This is a genomic window from uncultured Algibacter sp., assembly GCF_947495675.1.
In the GTDB taxonomy this organism is placed as follows: domain Bacteria; phylum Bacteroidota; class Bacteroidia; order Flavobacteriales; family Flavobacteriaceae; genus Algibacter_B.
This window is the reverse complement of sequence record NZ_CANLZX010000018.1, coordinates 26,546-49,224: the sequence shown is the minus strand read 5'-3', so window position 1 is coordinate 49,224 and position 22,679 is coordinate 26,546. Positions and strand designations below refer to the sequence as shown.

The window sequence follows — 22,679 nt, the reverse complement described above, 5'->3', positions numbered from 1 at the left end:
GCCTCGTTATAAACGAGGCTTAATTATTTTTTATTGATTTTTATATTTATCAATGGCTTCTTCAATTTTTTCTATTCTATTATCTGGGTCTGGGTGGGTACTCTTGAATTCTGGAACCCTATTAGGTCCTGCAGCATTCTTTAATATTTCCATAACACCTATCATTTCTTCAGGGTTATAACCAGCTTTAATCATAAATTTAACACCAAGGTCGTCACTTTCTAATTCATCATCTCTTCCATTAGTTAATAAGGTGTTTTGGCCAATTCCACTTACTAATCCTCCCATGTCTGCACCAACAGAGCCTGCTGTTGCTAAGCCTTGCCAATATTCGCTTTCGGCAATTCGTTCTGCACTATGTCTTCCTAATACATGTCCTATTTCATGACCTAACACACCTGCTAGTTGGTCTTCATTTTCTAGCTTAGCGAAAAGAGCATGAGTAATAAATATTTGCCCTCCTGGTAAAGCAAAAGCATTAATGGTATTTGGGTCTGCTAATAAATGAAATTCGTATTGATATGGTGTTTGTCTAGCAATACTATTATTTACTAATTTATTTCCAACATTATCAACTAATGCCTGATATTGGTTGTTTGGGTGTAAGCCACCATGTTGTTGTGCCATTTGAGGTGCGCTTTGTAAACCTATTGCAATTTCTTTATCTGGTGTCATAGATATAGTTTGCATTCTGCCTGTATATGGGTTCTCTTCTCTTTGGCTGCATCTTTTAAATACAAAGAATAATGCAATGGCTGCACCAATAAGTAAACGGACTTTTAGATTTCTTCCTCTCATTTTAAAAAAGTTTGATTCTAAAATTACAAAAAATTTTAGTTTATGAAAGTTTGACACATAATTTTAAATTTAGTCACGCCTTTAATATGTAGTTTACAAGGTTTTGTACATGGAGTAATGTAAGCCAACATCCTTTATGTTAAAAGATTCTCCAATAATTTGATAACCACTTTTTTTGTAAAAATTAATGGCAACTTCTCTAGCATTGCACCAAACAATTTTCACACTTTTTTTAATTAACAAATTTTCGCCATATCTTAAAATAATTCCACCTAAACCCTTACCCTGAAATGGTTTAGTTACCGCCATTCCTCTTAATTGATATTGTTGAGTTTCTAAAATGTTAGGGTTGGCTTGTTTTATAAATGTACACACAGCAATTATTTTGTCTTTATGATACATGCCTAAGTGCATTGTTTCCTCCCAATTATCGCCATTTAAAATACAAGATTCAACAGGTTTTCCGGTTCTTAAAACAGGATGTCTTACAAAATATGTTTCTGCAGAGCTTATTTGTTTGATTATATAGTCTGAGTTGTGAATAGTTTTTGCTTTTTTTAATTATTTCAAACTTAAAAATTTTTTGTAGAATTATTACCTTCACTAAAATTTTTTTTATGCCTTTTGAATTTAAAATTTTAGAAAAAGAAAATATTAATACTATAATACCATTGGTTGAAAAGTTAAATGACTTTAAGGTGTCTAAAAAGCTTTTAGAGGAACGCTTTTCTGAAATGACAAACCAAAATTACGAGTGTGCCGTTATTTATGATGGTAATAAACTTATAGGTGTTTGTGGTTTGTGGTATTGTACTAGACATTATTCTGGAAGAAGTGTTGAGCCAGACCATGTAATTATAGACGATGCTTACAGAGGCCAAGGTTTAGGAACGCTTTTTTTTGAATGGATTTATAATTACGTTAATAAGAAAGGCTATGAAGCTATGGAGTTAAATACGTATGTTTCTAATTATCAATCACATAAATTTTATTTTAATGAGGGCTTTAAAATTTTAGGATATCATTTTATAAAAAACATTTAATTTTTCTTGTAGAAGAAGAAACAGTTTATATATTTGCAGCTGAAAAAGCGGGAGTAGCTCAGTTGGTAGAGCGTCAGCCTTCCAAGCTGAATGTCGCCAGTTCGAACCTGGTCTCCCGCTCAAAAAGCTTCATCATTACGATGAAGCTTTTTTTATACAAATAAGTTTCTTAATTCGAGATATATTGGTTTTTTGCTTGTGCTTGCGTGAGGGATAGTAGAGTAAAGCCCACAGCGAGGCACGAGCGAGGACTTGTAACGGATAGCCCGACCCTTTTTAGGGGCACGCCCATAATTTTTTTATTTTAATTGATTTAATTCTGTACCAGATGCTACCTCGAAAGGTGTTTTGTTGTATTCGAAAATACGTGCTGTTAATTGGCCTTTTAAAATTATTGAATTGTTTTTTACATGTAACCAACTACCTTCCCTTAAGCCAATAACGGGTTGTGTGTTATAATGATGAAATTCTTTAATGCGCGTTTCTCTGGTTTCGCCTTTGTGCTTACTATTTGGGTCTGGGTCTAGGTAATGTGGGTTTATGTTAAAAGGTACTAGTCCCAGAGCATTAAAATTTGGTGGGTAAACTATAGGCATATCGTTAGTGGTTTTTATAGTTAAACCACAAATATTACTGCCTGCGCTGGTTCCCAAATATGGTGTTCCGGTTTTTACAACTTGCTTTAAGGTATCAATTAAATTGTTTTTTTGTAATTGATTTGATAATACAAAAGTATTGCCACCACCTACAAAAATGCCTTTTGCTTTTTTTATGGCTTCTACAGGATTATCAAACTCATGTATGCCTTTTATTTTCTTATCGATTTTATTAAATGCTTTTTCTGCAATTTTAGTATACTCGTTATAAGAAATCCCACTAGGTCTTGCATAAGGGATAAAAACTATGGTGTCTATATTTTTAAAAAAAACTTTTAAGTCTTCTAGTATATACTCTAAATATCCGCTTCCATGAATGGTTGATGTGCTAGCAATAATAATGTTTTGCATAAAAAGTATTGGTTTGTTTGTAAAGTAAAATGATTTTTTTTGACAAATATTTCGTGTAATTTTCTTTAACATTTAAATTAAAAGTGGTAATTTAATAAATAAAAAAACTATGAAAAAATTCATGCTCTTTTTAGCTATTTTAATCACTATAAACGGTGTTGCTCAAAACATAAATAGAATAGAAGTTTCTGGTAAAATTATTGTAGAAGGTAGCGATATATCTGGTATTACAATTTTTAATACGTCATCAAATACTGGAACCATAACTGATGAAAAAGGTGAATTTGCACTAAAGGTTACTTTAAATGATAATATTGAAGTTAGTGCGCTACAATATCAGAATATAAGTTTTAAGGTTAATGAGGCTATAATTAAATCTAAAAAAATGAAACTCTTTTTAATTGAAGAGATTAATAAATTAGATGAGGTAATTGTTTTTACAAAAGGACTTTCTGGAAATTTAAATACAGATTTAGAAGCTACAAAACCATTTACACCACAATTAGATGCTTTGTATTTTGGAGTTAGGAATAGTAAAGAATATAATTTTGAACAAGATTATAAAACTGAAGTAAACAATTTAAATGTTGATAGGCAACACTTGCCAATGGTAAATGGATTAAATATTGTTAATGTTGTTGACCAATTATTATTGCCTTTATTTAGATCGAAGGTAAAAGATAATAAGAAAAATGGGGTGCCTAATGTGCCAATTGAAGCTGTTAAATATTATTTCGGATCTGAATTTTTGGTTGATAATTTTAAAATTCCCGAACATCGTGTGGAAGAATTTATCAGTTTTGTTGAGAGTGGCGATTTTGATTTTTCTTTACTTAATTATGGTAAGGAAATGGAATTTCTTGAACTACTAAACAAAAAAAGTAATGAATTCTTAAAAAACTAACTAATAATTACTCTACTAGAATTTGCCTTTTAACAAAACATTAGAGGCTATTTACATTTTCTTTAAGATTTCAAGTACGTTCTTTATAGTCTAATTTATTTAGTTTGATTAGAATATTACTTGTTATTCTTTTTGTTTCCTTAACGCTACCTATATACGGACAATCTGTTAATAGGATAGAGGTAAGTGGTATACTATTGTCAAGTAACAACGATGTTGAAGCAGTAACTATTTTTAATAAATCTACAAATAAAGGCACAATTACCAACCCAAATGGCGAGTTTAAATTAAAAGTAGGTTTAAATGATGTTATTGAAATTTCGGCACTACAATTTCAAGTAGTTACTGTTTTAATTGATTCGGATATTATCAAATCAAAACAATTAAAAATACAGTTGGTAGAGGAAGTAAATCAATTAGATGCTGTAACACTATCATCTGGTTTAACCGGTAATATAGAAACAGATGTTTCTAAGGTTAAAAATATAAAACCCATTATGCTTGAAATGGGAAATATGAATATTGATTTTGAATATCATGATGATAAGGCGTTCGATAAATCTGTTACACAAAACCATTTAAAGTCCATTATAAATCCTAATGCTCGTAATTATTTACCTAACATTGGTAAAATTTTAGGGCTCATATTTAATTCTAAAAAGGAGTTAAAACTAAAAAAGAAAATTTTTGTAGGTTTTGAATACGATAAGCCTAAAGACTTGCTAAGTATTTATAGTTTAAAATACATCCAAGAACAATTTGAAATTCCTGAAGAAAAAATTCAGCTTTTTATTGCCTTTATTGAAACTAAAGTTATAAAACCTGAGCTTTTAAAACCCGAAAACGAAATTTTACTCATTCAATATTTAGGTGAACAACGTAATCTATTTTTAAAAAAATGAATATGCTAAAAATAAAGGTAGTTTTAGTGTTGTTTATTTTGATTGGATTTCAAAATATTTTTTCTCAATCTATAGAAATTGTTGGTAGAGTAAAAAGTGAGTCGAATATTGAAAACATTCATGTTATTAATAAAACGGCCCAAGTTTTTACAATAACAGATGTTAAAGGACATTTTAATATAACAGTAAAATTAAATGACACTTTAACGTTTTCATCAATACAACATAAATTAAAAGAAGTAATAATCTCTAAAGAAATCCTTTTAAATGAGGCTTTGTTTGTAATACTTGACGAGCAAATTAATGAGCTAGATGAGGTTGTTGTTGGAAAAGTGTTGTCTGGAGATTTAATGGCCGATATTAAAAATATTGATGGTAATGCGCCTATTAATTTTTACGATGTTGGTATTCCAGGATATACCGGTAAACCAGCTACACAAAGTGAAAGGCGTTTAAGTGAAGCAGGTGTTTTTAAGCCAAAAATGTTATTAGGTTTATTAGGAGGAGGTGTGCCATTAAACCCCATAATTAATGGGCTAAGTGGAAGAACAAAAATGCTTAAAAAAAGAGTTGAAATTGAAGGAAAAGAATCATTAATACAAAGTATAAAAGGTCGATTAGCTAATGACTTTTTTGCGTCTAACCCTTTAGACGAAAAACTAAAATCAGATTTCTTTTATTTCTGTGCAGATGATACTAATTTTATTAAACATTGTAAAAATCAAACAGATTTTAAAATCTTGATTTTTTTAAGGATGAAGTATAAACAATATATAAGTAATTTAAATACAATTAAAAAATAACACTATTTGGAATGCTTTTTGAAATTCAAAAAAAGTAATTTTGTTAATTAGAAACCATATACATGAAGCATTTTAAATATTTAATAATAGCATTTGTAATTCCTCTTTTTGCATTTACATCAATACACAAATATTATATAAGTGTTACTCAGGTTAATTATGTAGAAGAAAAACAATCAATTCAAATCATTTCTAGAATTTTTATTGATGATTTTGAAAGTGCTTTAAAGTTAAATTACAGCGAAAGTATTGTGCTTGCAGAAAAAAATGAAGCTAATAAATTTGATGTATACATTAACCAATACCTTCAAGACAAATTAAAGTTAAAGGTTGATAATGAGAGTGTTATGTTTAATTTTATTGGAAAAGAGTATGAAGGCGATATAATAAAATGTTATTTAGAAGTAGAAGATGTTAAAACAATAGAAACTTTTTCCATTACAAATACCATTTTATTCGATTTACAGAAGGACCAGCAAAACATTATAAAAACTAAAATAAATTCAAAAAATAAAAGTGTCATTTTAACTTCCAAAAATCCTAATGCTTTGTTAAAATTTAATTAAAACAAAGTAAATTGAATGCATAATTTAGTACTTTCGATGACATTTTGTAATAATCTTTTAACGAAAATTGCAAAAAACACTTTTTTTTCTAATAAACTAAAAACAACTATGAAAAAACACGCTTATCTGTTCTTATCATTTTTATTTCTTTTTTCTGGCGTTTTTGCTCAAGAGCAAGCTAAAGAAAAACCACAAGGTCACACAGATCAGAACAAATTTAGACAAATGAAAGACGTTTTGGCTACACCAAACGAAACAAGAACGGCTTCAGGTGCTCCAGGTCATGCCTATACACAACAACAGGTCGATTATGTAATGAATCTTCGTTTAGATGAAAACAAAAGTCAAATATTTGGTGATGAAAAAATAACCTATCATAATAACTCTAAAGATTATTTAGAGTATTTATGGGTACAGCTAGATCAAAATATGCGTGCCCAAGACTCTAAAACTCCAGATATTAACTCTGAAAGTTTTAATGCCGCTTTTAATGGACCACAATCTTTTACAAAAGCGAACTTAAAAAAACGTTTTGATGGTGGATTTAATATAGAATATGTTAAAAATGATGATGGGTCTGATTTACCTTTTATGATAAATCAAACCATGATGCGAATTAATTTACCAAAACCATTAGCACCAGGAGAAGTTTTTGAGTTTAAAATAAAATGGTGGTATAATGTTAATAATCATATTGTAGATGGAGGAAGATCTGGTTATGAAGCTTTCCCTGATGGAAATAACACCTACGTAATAGCGCAGTTTTACCCAAGACTTTGTGTTTATGATAATGTTGAAGGATGGCAAAATATGCAATTCTGGGGAAGAAGTGAATTTGCATTAGAATTTGGAGATTTTGATGTTAAAATTACTGTGCCAGAAGATCACATGTTAGAGGCAACAGGTGTATTACAAAACAGAAAAGAGTGTTTTACTAAAGAGCAGTTAAAACGTTATGAGAAAGCCACAAAAACTTTTGATAATCCTGTTTTTATAATCACTCAAGAAGAAGCCGAAAAAGCCGAAACACAAAGAAGCACAAAAGAAAAAACATGGCATTTTAAAGCTAAAAATGTTAGAGATTATGCTTTTGCTACCTCAAGAAAATTTATTTATGATGCAATGGCGGTTAATATTAATGGAAGATCGGTTATGGCTATTTCAATGTATTCAAAAGAAGGTAACCCATTATGGGAAGAGCACTCTACAAGAGTTGTTGCTAATACGCTCGAAGAATACTCTAAATTAACTTTTGATTATCCTTATAGCAAAGCTATTTCGGTACATGCTCAAATGGGAATGGAATACCCAATGATATGTTTTAACTATGGCCGCCCTAAACCAGATGGTACATATTCAGAAAGATTAAAAAGAGGTATGATTGGTGTTATTACTCATGAAGTTGGACACAACTTTTTCCCTATGATTGTAAATAGTGATGAGCGCCAATGGACATGGATGGATGAAGGTTTAAACTCTTTTGTAGAAACTTTAGCAGAACTAGATTATGACCCTAATTTTATAACAGGAAATCTTCCAAAAGATATTGTTCCTTATATGGGTGGTGATCAAAATTTTATTTCACCTATTATGTCTCAAGGTGATTATGTTCATAAATTTGGTCCAAACGCATATACCAAGCCAGCTGCAGGGTTATATATGTTAAGACAAACTATTATGGGGCCAGAATTGTTTGACTATGCTTTTAGAACATACTCACAACGTTGGATGTTTAAACACCCAACACCAGCAGATTTCTTTAGAACAATGGAAGATGCTTCGGCGATGGATTTAGACTGGTTCTGGAGAGGTTGGTTTTATACAACAGATTATACAGATATTGGGGTTAAAGGTGTTAAACAATATTATTTAACAGACCAGCCAACTGAAGCAGCAAAAGAAACTGCTAAGAAGTATAATATGAATTTAGATGAGTACAAAGATGCTTTAGTGTATTATGCAGAATCTAAAGAAGGTGAAAAACCTTCTGAAGCAAAAAGTGTTTCAGATTTTAAATTTTTAACTGATTATATTGAAAGTTTACCTGAACAAGAAAAAGCAAGATTAAAAGATGCGCCTAAATATTTCTACGAAGTTACTTTTGAAAAACCAGGAGGTTTAGTAATGCCAATAATTTTAGAAATAGCTTATGAAGATGGTACTACCGAAAGAAAAATATTTCCGGCTCAAATATGGAGATATAATGAGAATGAAGTTAGTAAAGTGTTTAGAACAAATAAAGCCATTACTGGTTTAACTATTGATCCTGATTTAGAAACTGCCGATGTTGATACATCTAATAATTCTTGGCCTAAAAAAGTTGAAGCCAACAAGTTTGATAAATTCAAAGAAAAAGTAAAAGGTTAAAAAGAAACCAACATAATTTATTAAAAGCCGATTATTTATAATCGGCTTTTTTTATTTAATTGCAGTTTGGTACTTTAAAATATTATAAAAAGAAGTTAATTTATCACTATTGCTTAATTTGTTAAATGATATAATAAAACAACTTACTATATTTGTAACGTGATACAACAAACAACATTCTTATTTATTAGCGGTGGCGAAATAGCTTTTATACTATTTATAGCCATTATGGTATTTGGTGCCGATAAGTTGCCAGAAATTGCTCGTGGATTAGGTAAAGGTATGCGAACTCTTAAAGACGCTACTAACGATATTAAACACGAAATCACAAAAACTGCAGAAAAAAATGGTATTGATACCAGCATCACAAAGGACGTAAAAAAGGAACTTGATAAAGTAAAAGATAATTTAGAAGAATTTACGGGTTCTGTAAAACGTAAATTTTAGCCTTTTATCTGTTTGTCGATATGTAGTTCGTCTATTAGTCAATTTATTTTTACTCTTCAGCGAATTTGTATGACACTCTGTTTTCATTAAAATACCTTTAGAATCCCAAACCTAATTATTGAAAACATGAAAACAATCCTACTTGTTAGTTTTCTGTCATTTACCATTTTGTCTTTCGGTAAAAACGATAGAGATATTATCAAAGAAATTGATGATATCAACTCTTCTGCAATTGTATCACTAAATGATAAAGAAATAGTAAAATCTTTTAAAGAATTTATTATAGCTAAAACCTTATCAGATTCTATTCAAGATAATTATGGTAGTGCCGTTGCAAATTATAATTTAGGTAATATTTATAATTTGATGGAAAATTATGATTCAGCAAAAGAATACTACTTTTTGTCATTGACTAAAGCAAAAATAATTGATGATAATTATTTGATTGCTAGCATATATAAAAATCTTGCAGAGATAAATAAAGACGAAAATAATTTTGCTAAAGCCCATCAGTTTTTAATGAATGCTTTAAAGTTTACTGCTAAAAAAAATCTTCAAACTTTAGCAGAAGTTAAAAAACTAAATACTGTCGAATTTGAAATAAGACTCAACCTTAGCGAGTTGTATATTGCTATAGGAAAGTCTCAAGAAGCACTTATTAATCTCTTAAAAGTAGGTGATTATATTAAAAACAATTCGGTGATTTCTTCTGATATAAGCTACTATAACTATATATATGGTACTTTTTATACTCATAAAGAACTTTATAATAACGCTAATACTAAATTTAAAAAAGCTATTGCTTTAATTGAGAATGATAAAGAAAGTACAGATTATATGCTTTTAAGTAAAATATACAAGCAATTATCATTGTCTTTGGCTAAATCTGGAAATAATGCAGATGCTTTTCTAAATTTATTGAAACATAATAATTATAAAGAAAAATATTTAAACGAAGAAAAAGTAAAGCAAAATTTAATTATTAAATCTAAATTTCTAATTGAAGATTATAAGAATAACGCACAAAAGGCAAACTCAGAAAGGCTTCTACAGTTAGAAGTAGCTAATAAAATTAAAAAAGTAAATGTTATAGTAATTATTGCATTACTACTTTTAATTATCTCATTAATTATTATATGCTTTGGTTACATCTCAAAAAGAAAAATGAGTTCTAAATTAGAATTAAGAAATAAACAATTAATAATAGCAAAAAATGAAGCTTTAAAGTCTTCAGAATTAAAAACTAAATTTATTTCTAACGTTTCGCATGAATTACGAACACCACTTTACGGTGTTGTTGGTATTACTTCTCTATTACTAGAGAATAGTACCTTAGGTAATCGTGATAAAAAGTATATTAAATCTTTAAAACACTCTGGAGATTACCTTTTAAATTTAATAAATGATATTCTTCAATTTGGAAAAATGGAAGCTGGTAAAGTTGAACTTAAAAATACGTCTGTTAATTTAGAAAGTACCATTGAACATATTGTTAATTCTTTTGAATATAAATTACAAGAAACAAACAATCATTTAAAAGTTTCAATAGATAAAGGCGTTCCAGAAACAATTAAGTGTGATAAAATAAGATTGTCTCAAATACTTATAAATCTTATTGGTAATAGTGTCAAATTCACTAATAATGGAACTATTAATTTGAGAGTTAAGTTAATTAATACAAAAGATAATTTAGTTAATCTATGTTTTGAAGTTGAAGACAATGGCGTTGGTATTCCAGAAAATAAGTTTAATAGCATTTTCGATAATTTTTCTCAACTAAAAGATAGTAACATAAATTATCAAGGTACAGGGTTAGGGCTATCAATTACTAAAAAATTAATAGAGCTATTTAAAAGTACAATTAAATTAGAAAGTGAAGAAGGTGTTGGTACTAAGTTTAGTTTTAATATAGAATTTGAAATAGATAAACTTAAAACAGAAAACAGATTACATGAACAGGATTTAAATAAAATTAAAAGTTTAATAAATCCAAATGAAACATGTAATATATTATTAGCAGAGGATAATAAAATTAATCAAATTGTTACCAAAAAATTATTAGAAAAGCAGAATTATAAATGTACTATAGTTGAAAATGGTAGAGATGCTTTATTTGAAGCTAAAAACAATTCTTACGATTTAATATTAATGGATATTAACATGCCAATTATGAATGGTAATGAAGCTACAGAAACTATTAGAGAGTTTAATAAAAATATTCCAATTATAGCTCTTACTGCAGCAGATATAGAAGAGGTAAAGCAAAATTATAATGATATAGGTTATAATAAGGTTATTACAAAACCTTTTGATAATTATGAGTTTTACCAAACCATTAATGAAAACATACAGAAAAGCAAGAAAAAAGAGTTTGTAAACACACAAGCCTCTTAAATAAAATAATTTTGATTAGAGTTTTCTGCTAATTGTTAAGCCATCTCTAATTGGTAATAAAACAGTCTCAACACGTGGGTCGTTTTTTAAAAGTTTGTTGTAAGCAATTAAAGCAGGGGTAGAGGTATCATCTTTTTTAAATGTATTAACTAGAATTTTACCACTCCATAAAACGTTATCAGATAAAATAATACCACCAGGGTTTAACTTATTAATAATAACTTCAAAATAGTTGGAGTAGTTGTCTTTGTCTGCATCAATAAAAACCAAATCAAAAGTAACATCAAGTTTGGGTATAATCTCTAAGGCATTACCTAAATGCTGATGTATGCGTTTTCCAAAACCAGATTTATCAAAATACTTGCGCTGGAAGTCAACCAATTCTTCATTTATATCAATAGTGTGTAATTCGCCATCAGCTTGCATGCCTTCTACTAAACATAGCGCAGAATATCCCGTATAAGTGCCTATTTCTAAAATATTTTTAGGGTTTACTAATTTAGAGATAATACTTAAAAGCCTACCTTGATAATGCCCACTTAACATTCTAGGTTGTAAAATTTTCTGGTAGGTTTCTCTTGTAAGTTGTTGTAACAATTCTGGCTCATTTTCAGAATGTGCAACCACATAATCATCTAGTTCTTCTGGTATAAAATGCATTAACTTAAAATTCGTTTTATTAACTTTTGTTTTGCTGCCTCATCATCGCCACAAAGCCATTGTATTACATTATGTTCCCAAATATCATCATATTCATCTTTGGTAATAATGTCTCTCTCTACTGCTAAATCTAAAATTTTCCCAGGGTAAGACGATTGTTTATCGCTTTCCATTTCGCCTAACGGATAAGGGTCGTCTAGTCCCATTATAACCTGTTTAGAGCCATGGTTTCTTATTAATAATTCAAGTCCGCCGGTATCATGAACTAAGGTGTCAAAGAAAATGTTTTTATGCCCTACGGCTTTTCTTGGGTGGTGTTTGCCTTCAAACAAATCGGGTCTGCCATCAAACCCTTGTATACGTCTTCCTAAGTTAATTTGTGCTAATTGTCCGCCGTGTGCAAAACACGTTCGCATATTCGGGAATTTGTCTTGGTAACCATTTAATGTTAAAAAATGATAGGCATCACCACATTGTGCTAACATCCAAATTAAATGAAATCGCCACGAAGTATTTTCTAATTTTATAAACTTTTCACCATCATAAGGGTGAATTTCTACAGCTAAATTATACTTGTCTGCTAGCTCGAAAATTGGTTCGTTTTCCTCGTCAAAAATACATCGCCATGTGCCAATAGTATCCATGTAATGCGTTGGTAAACATAATAATTGCATGCCATGGTTTTCAACACAACGCTCAATTTCCCAACACGCACTTCTAATAAAAGCAGGGTGTACTACAAAACCACAAGTAAATTTACTAGGATTGTCGTTTTGTACTTTAGCATTAAAATCGTTTTGAAAACGCAAGGCTTTTTTCATTTCTTCAACACGTAAACCATTACCATAAAGTTGCGATAAATTTAAAACCACAGCATGGTCTAGTTTGTTTCGCTCCATCCATTCTAATTTTTCATCTAAGAAAAAACTAGAATCTGTAACAGGGCGCTTCCAATCTTTTTGAAGCATAAATTTTCGGTCCTTATCCACCCAAAAAATGCCCTTTTCACGCATAAATTCAGGGATTTGCTCCGGGTAAGGTAGTAAATGAGAATGACCGTTAATTCTAAGTTTACGTTTCATGTTAAAATCCTGAGAGGTCAGGAATCTTTAAATTAGATTTAATCTATTTGTACTTTTTTTGGTGGTTGCATAACTTCTCCACAATTTGGGCAGCTTCGTTTGTCTTTATCGCTGTAATATTTATCAAATATTTTTGGCATATCTGTTTCAATATTCTCTAGAGTAAAATCTTCTTCATAGAGTTTAGTTACACAATTTTCACAAAACCATAGCAAAGCATCTCGCGTACCTTCTGGGCGTTTGTATTCTATAACCAAGCCTACTGTATTTGCATCGCGCTGAGGTGAGTGAGGCACTTTTGGAGGCAATAAGTAAATATCACCTTCTTTAATATGCACATCTTTTGGCGTGCCTTTATCAATAATTTTTAAAACAATATCACCTTCAACTTGGTAGAAAAACTCTGGTGTTTCGTTGTAATGGTAATCTTTTCTATTGTTAGGGCCACCAACAACCATAACAATAAAATCGGCATCCTTCCAAACCACTTTATTTCCAACAGGTGGTTTTAAAAGATGTCTGTTTTCTTCAATCCAAGCTTTAAAATTTATAGGAGATGTTAAGTTGCTCATAATTTAATAATTAGTGCGTTACCACAAGGGTCAGGCTATACGCTTTATCTTTTTTATGTTTAACTTTTTAGTCTATTATCAAATACGCTAATTATACTTAACCTATGTTAATTAAAGACTTTACAGATAATAAAAAAGGATGCCGCTTCTATCCTTAACGCAAATTCGTTATAAAGATACAAATACCAAAAATTTAATAGTGTTTTAGTTTCGTTAAATAATTATAAAGACTTTGTTCTTCCGCCATCAACCGGCACGTTAATTCCCGTTATATAACTAGCCGCTTCACTTGCTAAAAACGTAACAGTATTTGCAGTTTCTTCGGGTTTTGCAAAGCGTTTAGCAGGGGCGTAGTTTTTCATTATTTCGGTCATGTCTTCAATAGAACATCCTTCAATATTGGCCTTAATTTTAATAATTTCGGTTAAACGTTCGGTATCAGTAAAACCAGGAAGTACGTTATTTACTGTAATTCCAAATTCAGCAACTTCAGTCGATAGTGTTTTACTCCAATTTCCAATAGCACCTCTTATGGTGTTGCTTACGCCAAGTCCAGGAATTGGTTCTTTTACAGAGGTAGAAATAATATTAATTATCCGTCCAAAACCTTCCGCTTTCATAAATGGTATTGTAGCTTGGGCTAATAAATGGTTGCATTTAAGGTGCATGGTAAAGGCATTGTCAAAAGCCTCTAAACTTGCCGATAATAAACTACCACTTCTTGGTCCGCCTGTATTATTTATAACAATATGAAAACCATGCTCTTTTTCTATAAATTTAATAACCTGTTCTTGCAATTCTCTAGGGTTTGAGAAATCTGCAACTATATAATTATGGTTTCTATGTTGTGGTAATTCTGCCAACACTTTTTTTAGTTTTTCTCTATTTCTAGCAACAAGAGTTACGTTAACACCCTCGGCAGCTAATGCCAAAGCTGTGGCTTTGCCAATACCTTGAGTGCTACCACAAACAAGTGCGTTTTTATTGTTTAAGTTAAGATTCATAATAAGTCCCTTTAAACCCCATTTGTTAGGGGAACTCAAAACGGGAATTTGAGTTCATATTAATTTATCACCTTTACGATGTCCCTTTTTTAGAAGAGGTTAGAAAAGGCTTCCTACATTAACCCAGCAATCCTATCATCTTCAAGAATAGCTTCGGTTTCTTGTTTTACTTTTTCTAATATATCTTTTAATTCTCCATTTGCATTAATAATACCATCGGTAAGCATATTTAGTATGGCTTTGTCTTGTGCACGACCTCTTAACATGGCTTCTCTGTAACCAATGTTTTCATTAAAAGTTACTAACGAATATTTTGATGAATAGTCATTTGGAAACGCTTTTTCTAAAGCCATTTCTAATTTACGCTTATCTTGAAAAACAGTTTTATTAACATGCCCTTTCATTTCATGAAAGTTATCAATGGCTAAATCTGCTATGGCATCAGTATCTTTTTTTCTTGAATTTTCGTAAGCTTTAAAAGTAGTTTCCCAGTTGTTTAAATTTTGTTCTAGTACTTTGTCAAATTCTACAACATCTTCAAATGATGCATTCATTCCTTGACCATAAAACGGCACAATAGCATGAGCTGCATCTCCCATTAAAAGTGTGTTGCCTTTATAATGCCAAGGCGAGCATTTTATGGTGCCTAAAGGTGCAGTAGGGTTTTTAAAAAAATCATCAACTAAATTTGGCATTAACGCTAAGGCATCAGGAAACTCTTCTTTAAAAAACTCAAGAACAATATCTTCGTTAATTAAGTTATTAAAATGGTATTTACCTTCATCATAACTCAAAAATAATGTAACGGTAAAACTACCATCTAAATTAGGTAAAGCTATAAGCATAAAGCTTCCTCTTGGCCATATATGAAGTGCATTTTTGTGCGTTTTATAATCGCCATTAGGTTTAGGTAAAATGCTTAATTCCTTATAGCCATGTGTTAGGTACGCTTGTGAAAAACTAAATAAAAACTTCTTACTTAAATAGTAGCTTTTGCGCATGGCAGAGCCTGCACCATCTGTAGCAATAATGATATCTGCATCTTCAATAAACTCATCTTTTGTATGGTAATCTTTAAAAAGTGCAGTTGTTTTTTCAAAATCTACCGATTTACATTTTTTATTAAAGTGTATATTAACATTTTCGTGTTTTTCAGCTTCATTTAGTAGTAAAGCGTTTAAATCGCCACGAGATATGGAATTTATATATTCATGCTCTCGGCCGCTGTAATTTGATTGAAAAGTGTTTCCGTGTTTATCATGAATCATGCGTCCGTTCATTGGGATGCATAGAGCTTTTACTTGGTCTTCTAAACCCACTAATTTCATGGCTTTATTGCCACGGTCTGAAAACGCTAAATTTATTGAACGGCCTGCACTAATATCTACTTTTCGTAAATCTGGACGCATTTCGTAAACAGATACATTATAACCTCTTTGTCCTAAACGTAAAGCTAAAAGCGAACCGCATAAACCTGCACCAATTATTAATATGTTTTGTTTTTTATTCATTCAAAATACTTTTCAATTTCTTAACTAATCTATACACATCCTCAAACGAATTATAAAGCGGTACTGGTGCACATCTAATTACATCAGGTTCACGCCAATCGCTAATTATTCCTGCTTTAGTTAATTTATTGTGTAATGTTTTATCTGCATTTTTAACTTGTATAGAGAGCTGGCATCCACGTTCTTCTGGATTGCTTGGTGTTATAATTTTAATAACATCTTCACCTAGTTGTTTTAATAAATACTCGAAATAGCCAGTTAGTTTTTTAGACTTATTAGTTAGTTTCTCCATGCCAACTTCATGAAACATATCTAAAGAAGCTTTTATGGCTGCCATAGATAAAATAGGCGGGTTGCTTAATTGCCAACCTTCGGCGCCTGGCAATTGGTCAAACTCATCGCGCATATTAAAACGGGTTTGTTTGTTGTGGCTCCACCAACCTGTAAAACGGTTTAAATCTTTTTTATGTGCATGGCGTTCATGTACAAAACAACCCGCTAAACTTCCGGGTCCAGAATTTAAATATTTATAGGTACACCAAACAGCAAAATCTGCTCCAGATTCATGCAGGTTTAAATTTACATTTCCTGCACCATGTGCACAATCAAAACCAACATTGCAACCGTATTTATGTCCTAATGTAGCAATGCGTTTTAAATCAAAATATTGTCCTGTGTAATAATTAACTCCACCAATCATGATTAATGCAATTTCATGGCCATGCTTTTTAAGAATGTTTTCTAAATCATTATAGTTTAATAGTTCTTCTCCTTTTCTGGGTTTCCAGAGTATTAATCCTGCTTTATCATCGTACCCATGATGGCGTAATTGCGATTCTACAGCATATTTATCAGAAGGAAAAGCATCACTCTCAATAAGTATTTTATAGCGTGTTTTGGTAGGTTTGTAAAACGATACCATCATAAAATGCAAATTGGCTGTTAGCGTATTCATAACAATCACTTCAATAGGTTTTGCACCTACTACTTTTGCCATGCTTTTGGTTAAAAACTCATGATAAGCTAGCCAAGGATTTTTTGCTTCAAAATGTCCTTCAACACCCAAATTTGCCCAATCTTCAAGTTCTTGGTTTACATAAGATTTTGTTTGCTTAGGTTGTAAGCCAAGAGAATTTCCAGTCATGTAAATCCACGGGTTTCCTTCCTTGTTTTTAGGAATGTGAAACTGATCTCGATAGGTTTTTAATTCATCATTTTGGTCTTGTTGTAAAGCGTATTCAAGACCTAATTTATAGTCAGACAAAGTGTTTTATTTTTCGGTTTCTAACAAAAATAAGAATTATAAACTTAGAAATGAATAGCAAGATTAATAAGGCTTAAAAAGAAAAAGCGCTTCAACCATTGATTGAAGCGCTTTAATATATATAGGCGCATTAAGCGGAAAAATAACTTTTTATAATTTATATATTCTATTAGTCGGAGTTTATAGGTTTTAATTACACTAATGCTTGTTTTTTTTTAATTATAATTAATTTTTATGTTTGAAAAATTCAAATTCCAGTCGTCATCGCCTTTTTTATGGTCTAAAGCTATTTTTATACCATTATAATCTTGATAGTTTTCAAAAGTATTTATTAGTCCTGCTTTAGGGCTATTACCTTTTCTAAAAGCCCATTCTTTAATTAAATAATGGTCGTCAAAATAAATATCATAAGCATCGCCAGGTGTGTAACCACCTTCGTTAGCGTATGTAATAGTAATTTTATTGAGTTGCTTTTTACTTATTGGAGCAGTTTCTTTTGCTGGTGTAGAAATAGTGGTTCCCTTATCCCAAACCAATTGAAATGGTATTAGCAACCAAAACTTATCGTTAATAAATGCTTTATCGGCTTTTATGGATACACTATCAATAGATGTTCTATTATAATTAATGGTGTCTTTTTCGGTAATAAGCGTAACATCGTGTGTTTTGGGTTTCCAGATCCAACTTCTTTTATTAAAAAATGTAAATTGAATTTCTGTAACATGTTTCCAATTTTGAAAACCATGAGCATTAGCTATTTTTTCTGTAATATTTATTTCGGTTTTACTTAGTGGTTTTTCTTCTTTTTGCTTGCACGAATAGCAAATACTAAGAAAGCCAATAACTAATAGTAAATTTTTCATAATTTAGATTTTTTACAAAGATATCACTTGAAGATGACTAGATATAATAAATTTTTTGATACCAATAAAGCTACTTGGAACAACAAGGTAAAAGTACATGCCAAAAGTAATATGTATAATTTAGAAGCCTTTAAAAAAGGAAAATCATCTTTAATGCCTTACGAGTTAGCTGCTTTGGGAGATGTGTCTGGGAAATCTTTATTGCATTTGCAATGTCATTTTGGGCAAGATACTTTAAGTTGGAGTAGGATGGGAGCCAAGTGTACTGGTATTGATTTGAGTGATGAAGGCATAAAACTAGCTAAGCATTTAAATGATGAATTAAAACTTGATGCTGAATTTGTATGTTGTAATGTTTTAGATACATCGGAATTTGTAAAAGATACTTTTGATATTGTTTTTGCTAGTTATGGCGTTATTGGTTGGTTGCCAGATTTAAAACCTTGGGGAAAAATGATTGCTGAACGTTTAAAAAAAGGCGGCACATTTTTTATAGCTGAATTTCATCCAATTGTATGGATGTTTGATTATTTAGATGGAAAACCCGTTATGAAATATGGTTACATGCAAGATGAGGTTATTTATGAAGAATATGAAGGTACGTACGCTAACCAAGACTCGAAAATAGTAAGTAAAGAGTATGGCTGGAACCACGGATTGAGTGAAGTTATTAATGCTTTAACCGAAGCTGGTTTACATATTGAATATTTAAAAGAACATGATGAAAGCCCCTATAACGTTTTGCCTAATTTGGTTAAAACAGACTCAGGTATGTTTGTTACAAAAGATAAGTTGTACCCTTTAATTTTTACTTTGAAGGCTACTAAAATTTAGAATTTTTTAGAGGTTCGTTTAACGTGTTTGTGTATGATTAGTTGCGTGTTTTAAGCACTAAAGTTAGCAAATAAATCACAGATAGAAAGTCCGCGAGGACTTTCGTAAATTGGCTAAAACCAGCAATTAATTATACACGGTGTTACCTGCTGGCTTTTACTCTTCATTATCAAACATATCAAAATCAATCATTTTGTAGGTTGGTTTTTTGAAATATGGATATGAGACACTCAAAAATTTCTGATGTTCTTCTTCATCTATAAATAAGTTATAGCTTTGGTCAATAAATTTATTTTGAATAATTTCTTCTAATGATTTCAAAGTGTGCAATCTAAATTGATTATTGTGCATTATGAATGTAGGTGTATTAATAATGAATATTGCTTCTAATGGATAAGATTGGATTTCCAAAGTTTTGTCGTTTAGAATTACTTGAAAGTGTTCTTCAACTTCATTAATTTTTGTTGTTAGAAAATTAAGTTTACGCTCAATGGCTTTGTTGTATGATTTATTTTTTAAATCAAAATAAGAATAATCATTTCTGAAATTATTCATATCATATCTTGCAAGTTGATGCTTACTATCGGCAATATAAATTTTATTATTATGAAGAAATAGAAAATCAATTTCACCACATTCTTCATTTTCAATGTCTGAATGTTGTCCATTCCATTTTTTTAAATGGGTTAAATTTCTATCATAAATTATTGAATTATTTTTGAAAATATCTTCAGCTTCATCTTCTAATATTTTATCATTAAGCATTACTTTTTGCTTAATAAATTCTTTAAAGCATTTATTGTTCCATTCAATTGGGTATTTATTCCAACCAAAAGCATTTGTGCAAAGAGACATTATACTTTCGATAAATGAACGGTCTCCAACAAATGTTAAATCCTTTCCATCTACATTCCAAACTAGAAAAGGTCTGTATAGATATTTATTAATATTATGAGGTTTGTAAACTGCATCTTGTAAAGACATTTTGTTGTCTCTTGATAAAGTCAAGCCTTTAAAAAAAACTTCAGCCTTTTCATATGGTACTCCGTAAAGGTTTTCTAAATTTTTAGGATAGATAAACCATTCATCTAAAGCAAATTTTCCAGCTTCAAAGTGATTATGAATAGCTTGTATTGTGCCTAAAGCTTGCCCATATTCAACACCTAGACAATCTTTCGATGCTTTTATGAAATGATTAAAATCATCTTGTCCAGTTACTGCTCTGTCAATATGACCTTTGTAAGATTTCATTAACTCTTCAATCAGAAATCCATAATGATGTTTTCTGTCAAAATAGTATTGATTTTTATCTGTAAATTTTAAGTCAACACAGTCTTCTACTAATTGTTGTTCAGCTAATAAGTTTGAGCAAGCAAAAATAAAATCACCGAGATAAAGTAAGTTGTCAATAATATTCTCTTTTGATTTTAAATATTCTGCTGATGCTACTTCTTTTGAAATAAGTTTTAAATCACAGGCTTGTTCCAAACAAAGTTTTAAAATTCTTCTATATACAGCAAATTCTTGAGCGTTTAGTTCTTTAACAGGTGATGTATTCGGTCTTTCTTGGTGGAAGACACAAGAAAATTCGTGTAATAGGAAGAGACCTTGATAAAATGTTAATTCATTTTCCTTTTGTAGTATTTTTAGAAATTCATCTTGATACCATTTTAATGTAAAAAATAAAATTTCAGTTATTTGGGTTTCAGAAAATGGACCTTTGGAAAATTTTTCAATCAATAATTTTGAAATTATTGGGCGATATTTTTTTATGGGTTTATTTCCATACCAAGCAATAAGTTTTCCATCTGGCGTAAAATAAATTGGCATATGTACTTGGGTTTTTTTAGCTTGCAGGTAATTCAAAGATAAAGTTCCGTTTCAATGAACTTTATCGATTGTTAAACGAAGTTAGCTAATTTTTCTCACAAAATCAAGTTCTTAAATAAGACTATTAGCTTAAAAGATACCATACATTTAAAAACATTAATTTTAGCGGTTTTTAGTGGCTTTCTTTTAATAATTCTGCGGGAAAATTTGCCTTAAATCTATTTAATCTAGGGATTGAAACATTTTGGATATACGGATGGTTTGGGTGCAATTTTTCGTAATCTTGATGATAGTCTTCGGCTACCCAAAATTTTTGAAACGGATACACTTCTGCTGCAATTTTAGCATTTATTTTTTTTGCTAGTGCTTGTTTCTTTTTTAAAATGATTTGTTTTTGAGCGTCGTTTTGGTAAAATATAATGGAACGGTATTGAGAGCCTTTATCATTTCCTTGCCCGTTTACTTGGGTTACGTTTTGCGATGCGAAATAAACATCAACCAATGTTTCAAAACTTACTATGTTTGGGTTGTAAATAATTTCTACAGCTTCGGCGTGTCCCGTTTTGCCTGTGTTGCTAGATGCGTATGTTGGGTTTTTTGTATGCCCACCAGAATAGCCTGAAATTGACTCCTCAACACCTTTTACGCTCTCGTAAATGGCTTCTACACACCAAAAACAACCACTTGCAAAGTACGCTCTTGCTTTTCCTTTTTTAATGGGGACTTCAATTGGGTTGGCGTTTATTACCGCTTCTTTTTGTTTTTTTGTTTGTGCAGAGTTTTGGCAACTAAAAAATAGAGTGATTACCAATACTGATAGTATACGTTTCATAACTTTAATTTTTCTTTTTCTTAGACGTATAAAGTTACAAAACCTTAAATGATTTTTTTAACTAATTTCTAGACAGTAACGCTGGCTAATTGTTTCCAGTTAATTAAGTTAGGTATTGATGTGTAAAGCCCACCCTTGTGGTTTACGCCCAAATTATTAAGCAAAAAAAAGCCTTCAAAATATTGAAGGCTTTTTTTTTATGTAATGAATGGATTATAGTTTAGAAAACATTTTTTCCATTTTTGCTTTTTGTTCTTCAGCTAGTGCTGCATCAACTAAAATACGCCCACTATGCTCATCGGTAATTACTTTTTTACGAGATGCAATTTCAACTTGTACTTGTGGTGGTATAGTGAAAAAAGATCCGCCAGCAGCTCCTCTTTCAATTGGTACAACTGCTAAACCATTTTTAACATTTGTTCTAATTCTGGTATATGCAGAAACCAAACGTTCTTCGATTTGCTTTTTGTAATCTTCAGATTTGCTTATTAATGCTTGCTCTTCTTTTTCAGTTTCAGATAAAATAGCATCAAGTTCGCCTTTTTTGTGCTTTAGGTGATTTTCACGTTCTTTTAAACGATCTTTCGTTTCAGAAATCACTTCTTTCTTTTGCTCTATTTGAACTTTAAATTCTTTTATGTGCTTTTCAGCCAATTCAATTTCAAGTTCTTGAAACTCAACTTCTTTTGTTAAAGAATTGAATTCTCTATTATTACGAACGTTTTTTTGTTGTTCGCTATATTTTTTAATTAAAGCCTTAGATTCTTCAATTGAATTTTTCTTGCTAGTAATATCGTTATCGATAACTTCTAAATTTGAAACAAGTTTTTCTAATCTAATGTTTAATCCAGCAACTTCATCTTCTAAATCACGAACTTCTAATGGAAGTTCTCCACGTACATTTCTAATTTCATCAATACGAGAATCGATGAGTTGTAAATCGTATAAAGCTCTTAAGCGCTCTTCAACAGTTAATTCTTTCTTTTTAGCCATACT

22 protein-coding genes and 1 tRNA gene are annotated in these 22,679 nt (G+C 30.6%); 10 read left to right on the top strand and 13 right to left on the bottom strand.

Going from position 1 to position 22,679, the window contains the following annotated elements; translation table 11 throughout:
* Positions 1-30 precede the first annotated feature (30 nt).
* The gene (locus Q0842_RS12810) at positions 31-798 is read right to left on the bottom strand and encodes a M48 family metalloprotease (RefSeq protein WP_298498681.1); all 768 of its coding nucleotides are present in this window, start codon (positions 796-798) and stop codon (positions 31-33) included.
* 93 nt (positions 799-891) lie between these two features.
* Entirely contained in the window at positions 892-1,242 is a 351-nt protein-coding gene (locus Q0842_RS12805; RefSeq protein ID WP_366941126.1) for a GNAT family N-acetyltransferase, read from the bottom strand.
* Positions 1,243-1,415: 173 nt separating this feature from the next.
* On the opposite strand from Q0842_RS12805, the gene Q0842_RS12800 reads away from it, so the two are divergent.
* Complete coding sequence (locus Q0842_RS12800) at positions 1,416-1,841, top strand: GNAT family N-acetyltransferase (RefSeq protein WP_298498675.1); 426 nt, start codon at positions 1,416-1,418, stop codon at positions 1,839-1,841.
* 47 nt (positions 1,842-1,888) lie between these two features.
* A tRNA-Gly gene (locus Q0842_RS12795) sits at positions 1,889-1,961 on the top strand.
* Positions 1,962-2,140: 179 nt separating this feature from the next.
* Here the strand turns inward: Q0842_RS12795 and pepE are convergent.
* Positions 2,141-2,848 carry a dipeptidase PepE gene (pepE, locus tag Q0842_RS12790; protein ID WP_298498672.1) on the bottom strand — a complete coding sequence of 236 codons (708 nt, stop codon included), beginning with the start codon at positions 2,846-2,848 and terminating at the stop codon, positions 2,141-2,143.
* A 109-nt stretch (positions 2,849-2,957) separates the two neighbouring features.
* Between pepE and Q0842_RS12785 the strand changes: the two genes are divergently transcribed.
* The 7 genes from Q0842_RS12785 to Q0842_RS12755 all read left to right on the top strand — a co-directional run bounded on the left by Q0842_RS12785 (position 2,958) and on the right by Q0842_RS12755 (position 11,231).
* Complete coding sequence (locus tag Q0842_RS12785; RefSeq protein WP_298498669.1) at positions 2,958-3,752, top strand: carboxypeptidase-like regulatory domain-containing protein; 795 nt, start codon at positions 2,958-2,960, stop codon at positions 3,750-3,752.
* Positions 3,753-3,856: 104 nt separating this feature from the next.
* The gene (locus Q0842_RS12780) at positions 3,857-4,654 is read left to right on the top strand and encodes a carboxypeptidase-like regulatory domain-containing protein (protein ID WP_298498666.1); all 798 of its coding nucleotides are present in this window, start codon (positions 3,857-3,859) and stop codon (positions 4,652-4,654) included.
* Between the two features lie 2 nt (positions 4,655-4,656).
* A complete protein-coding gene (locus tag Q0842_RS12775) occupies positions 4,657-5,457 on the top strand; it encodes a hypothetical protein (protein ID WP_298498662.1) in 801 nt (266 codons plus the stop codon).
* A gap of 62 nt (positions 5,458-5,519) precedes the next feature.
* The gene (locus tag Q0842_RS12770) at positions 5,520-6,023 is read left to right on the top strand and encodes a DUF6702 family protein (RefSeq protein WP_298498660.1); all 504 of its coding nucleotides are present in this window, start codon (positions 5,520-5,522) and stop codon (positions 6,021-6,023) included.
* 108 nt (positions 6,024-6,131) lie between these two features.
* Complete coding sequence (locus Q0842_RS12765; protein WP_298498658.1) at positions 6,132-8,390, top strand: M1 family metallopeptidase; 2,259 nt, start codon at positions 6,132-6,134, stop codon at positions 8,388-8,390.
* Positions 8,391-8,549: 159 nt separating this feature from the next.
* Positions 8,550-8,837 carry a twin-arginine translocase TatA/TatE family subunit gene (locus Q0842_RS12760; RefSeq protein WP_298498655.1) on the top strand — a complete coding sequence of 96 codons (288 nt, stop codon included), beginning with the start codon at positions 8,550-8,552 and terminating at the stop codon, positions 8,835-8,837.
* Between the two features lie 126 nt (positions 8,838-8,963).
* A complete protein-coding gene (locus Q0842_RS12755; RefSeq protein ID WP_298498653.1) occupies positions 8,964-11,231 on the top strand; it encodes an ATP-binding protein in 2,268 nt (755 codons plus the stop codon).
* Positions 11,232-11,246: 15 nt separating this feature from the next.
* Here Q0842_RS12755 and Q0842_RS12750 read toward each other — a convergent pair whose 3' ends face one another.
* The 7 genes from Q0842_RS12750 to Q0842_RS12720 all read right to left on the bottom strand — a co-directional run bounded on the left by Q0842_RS12750 (position 11,247) and on the right by Q0842_RS12720 (position 18,187).
* Positions 11,247-11,891, bottom strand: a complete 645-nt coding sequence (locus Q0842_RS12750) for an O-methyltransferase (protein WP_298498651.1) — start codon at positions 11,889-11,891, stop codon at positions 11,247-11,249.
* On the bottom strand, positions 11,891-12,973 hold the full coding sequence (locus Q0842_RS12745) for an amidohydrolase family protein (protein WP_298498649.1): 1,083 nt from the start codon (positions 12,971-12,973) through the stop codon (positions 11,891-11,893). The genes Q0842_RS12750 and Q0842_RS12745 overlap by 1 nt, the downstream gene beginning before the upstream one ends.
* A 38-nt stretch (positions 12,974-13,011) precedes the next feature.
* Complete coding sequence (locus tag Q0842_RS12740; RefSeq protein WP_298498647.1) at positions 13,012-13,545, bottom strand: 3-hydroxyanthranilate 3,4-dioxygenase; 534 nt, start codon at positions 13,543-13,545, stop codon at positions 13,012-13,014.
* A gap of 221 nt (positions 13,546-13,766) precedes the next feature.
* The gene (locus Q0842_RS12735; RefSeq protein ID WP_298498645.1) at positions 13,767-14,549 is read right to left on the bottom strand and encodes an SDR family oxidoreductase; all 783 of its coding nucleotides are present in this window, start codon (positions 14,547-14,549) and stop codon (positions 13,767-13,769) included.
* A gap of 113 nt (positions 14,550-14,662) precedes the next feature.
* Entirely contained in the window at positions 14,663-16,060 is a 1,398-nt protein-coding gene (locus tag Q0842_RS12730) for an NAD(P)/FAD-dependent oxidoreductase (protein ID WP_298498643.1), read from the bottom strand.
* Entirely contained in the window at positions 16,053-17,324 is a 1,272-nt protein-coding gene (kynU, locus tag Q0842_RS12725) for a kynureninase (RefSeq protein ID WP_298498641.1), read from the bottom strand. The genes Q0842_RS12730 and kynU overlap by 8 nt, the downstream gene beginning before the upstream one ends.
* Positions 17,325-17,539: 215 nt before the next feature.
* The gene (locus Q0842_RS12720) at positions 17,540-18,187 is read right to left on the bottom strand and encodes a hypothetical protein (protein ID WP_298498638.1); all 648 of its coding nucleotides are present in this window, start codon (positions 18,185-18,187) and stop codon (positions 17,540-17,542) included.
* Between the two features lie 33 nt (positions 18,188-18,220).
* Here Q0842_RS12720 and Q0842_RS12715 point away from each other — a divergent pair, with 33 nt between their 5' ends.
* The gene (locus tag Q0842_RS12715) at positions 18,221-19,021 is read left to right on the top strand and encodes a class I SAM-dependent methyltransferase (protein ID WP_298498636.1); all 801 of its coding nucleotides are present in this window, start codon (positions 18,221-18,223) and stop codon (positions 19,019-19,021) included.
* A 156-nt stretch (positions 19,022-19,177) separates the two neighbouring features.
* On the opposite strand, the gene Q0842_RS12710 is transcribed toward Q0842_RS12715, so the two are convergent.
* From Q0842_RS12710 to Q0842_RS12700, 3 genes are all read right to left on the bottom strand, one after another.
* Positions 19,178-20,851: a hypothetical protein gene (locus Q0842_RS12710; protein ID WP_298498630.1), complete on the bottom strand. Its 1,674-nt coding sequence runs from the start codon at positions 20,849-20,851 to the stop codon at positions 19,178-19,180.
* 172 nt (positions 20,852-21,023) lie between these two features.
* Positions 21,024-21,683, bottom strand: a complete 660-nt coding sequence (gene msrA, locus Q0842_RS12705) for a peptide-methionine (S)-S-oxide reductase MsrA (protein ID WP_298498628.1) — start codon at positions 21,681-21,683, stop codon at positions 21,024-21,026.
* Positions 21,684-21,896: 213 nt separating this feature from the next.
* On the bottom strand, positions 21,897-22,676 hold the full coding sequence (locus Q0842_RS12700; protein ID WP_298498626.1) for a C4-type zinc ribbon domain-containing protein: 780 nt from the start codon (positions 22,674-22,676) through the stop codon (positions 21,897-21,899).
* Positions 22,677-22,679 lie beyond the last annotated feature (3 nt).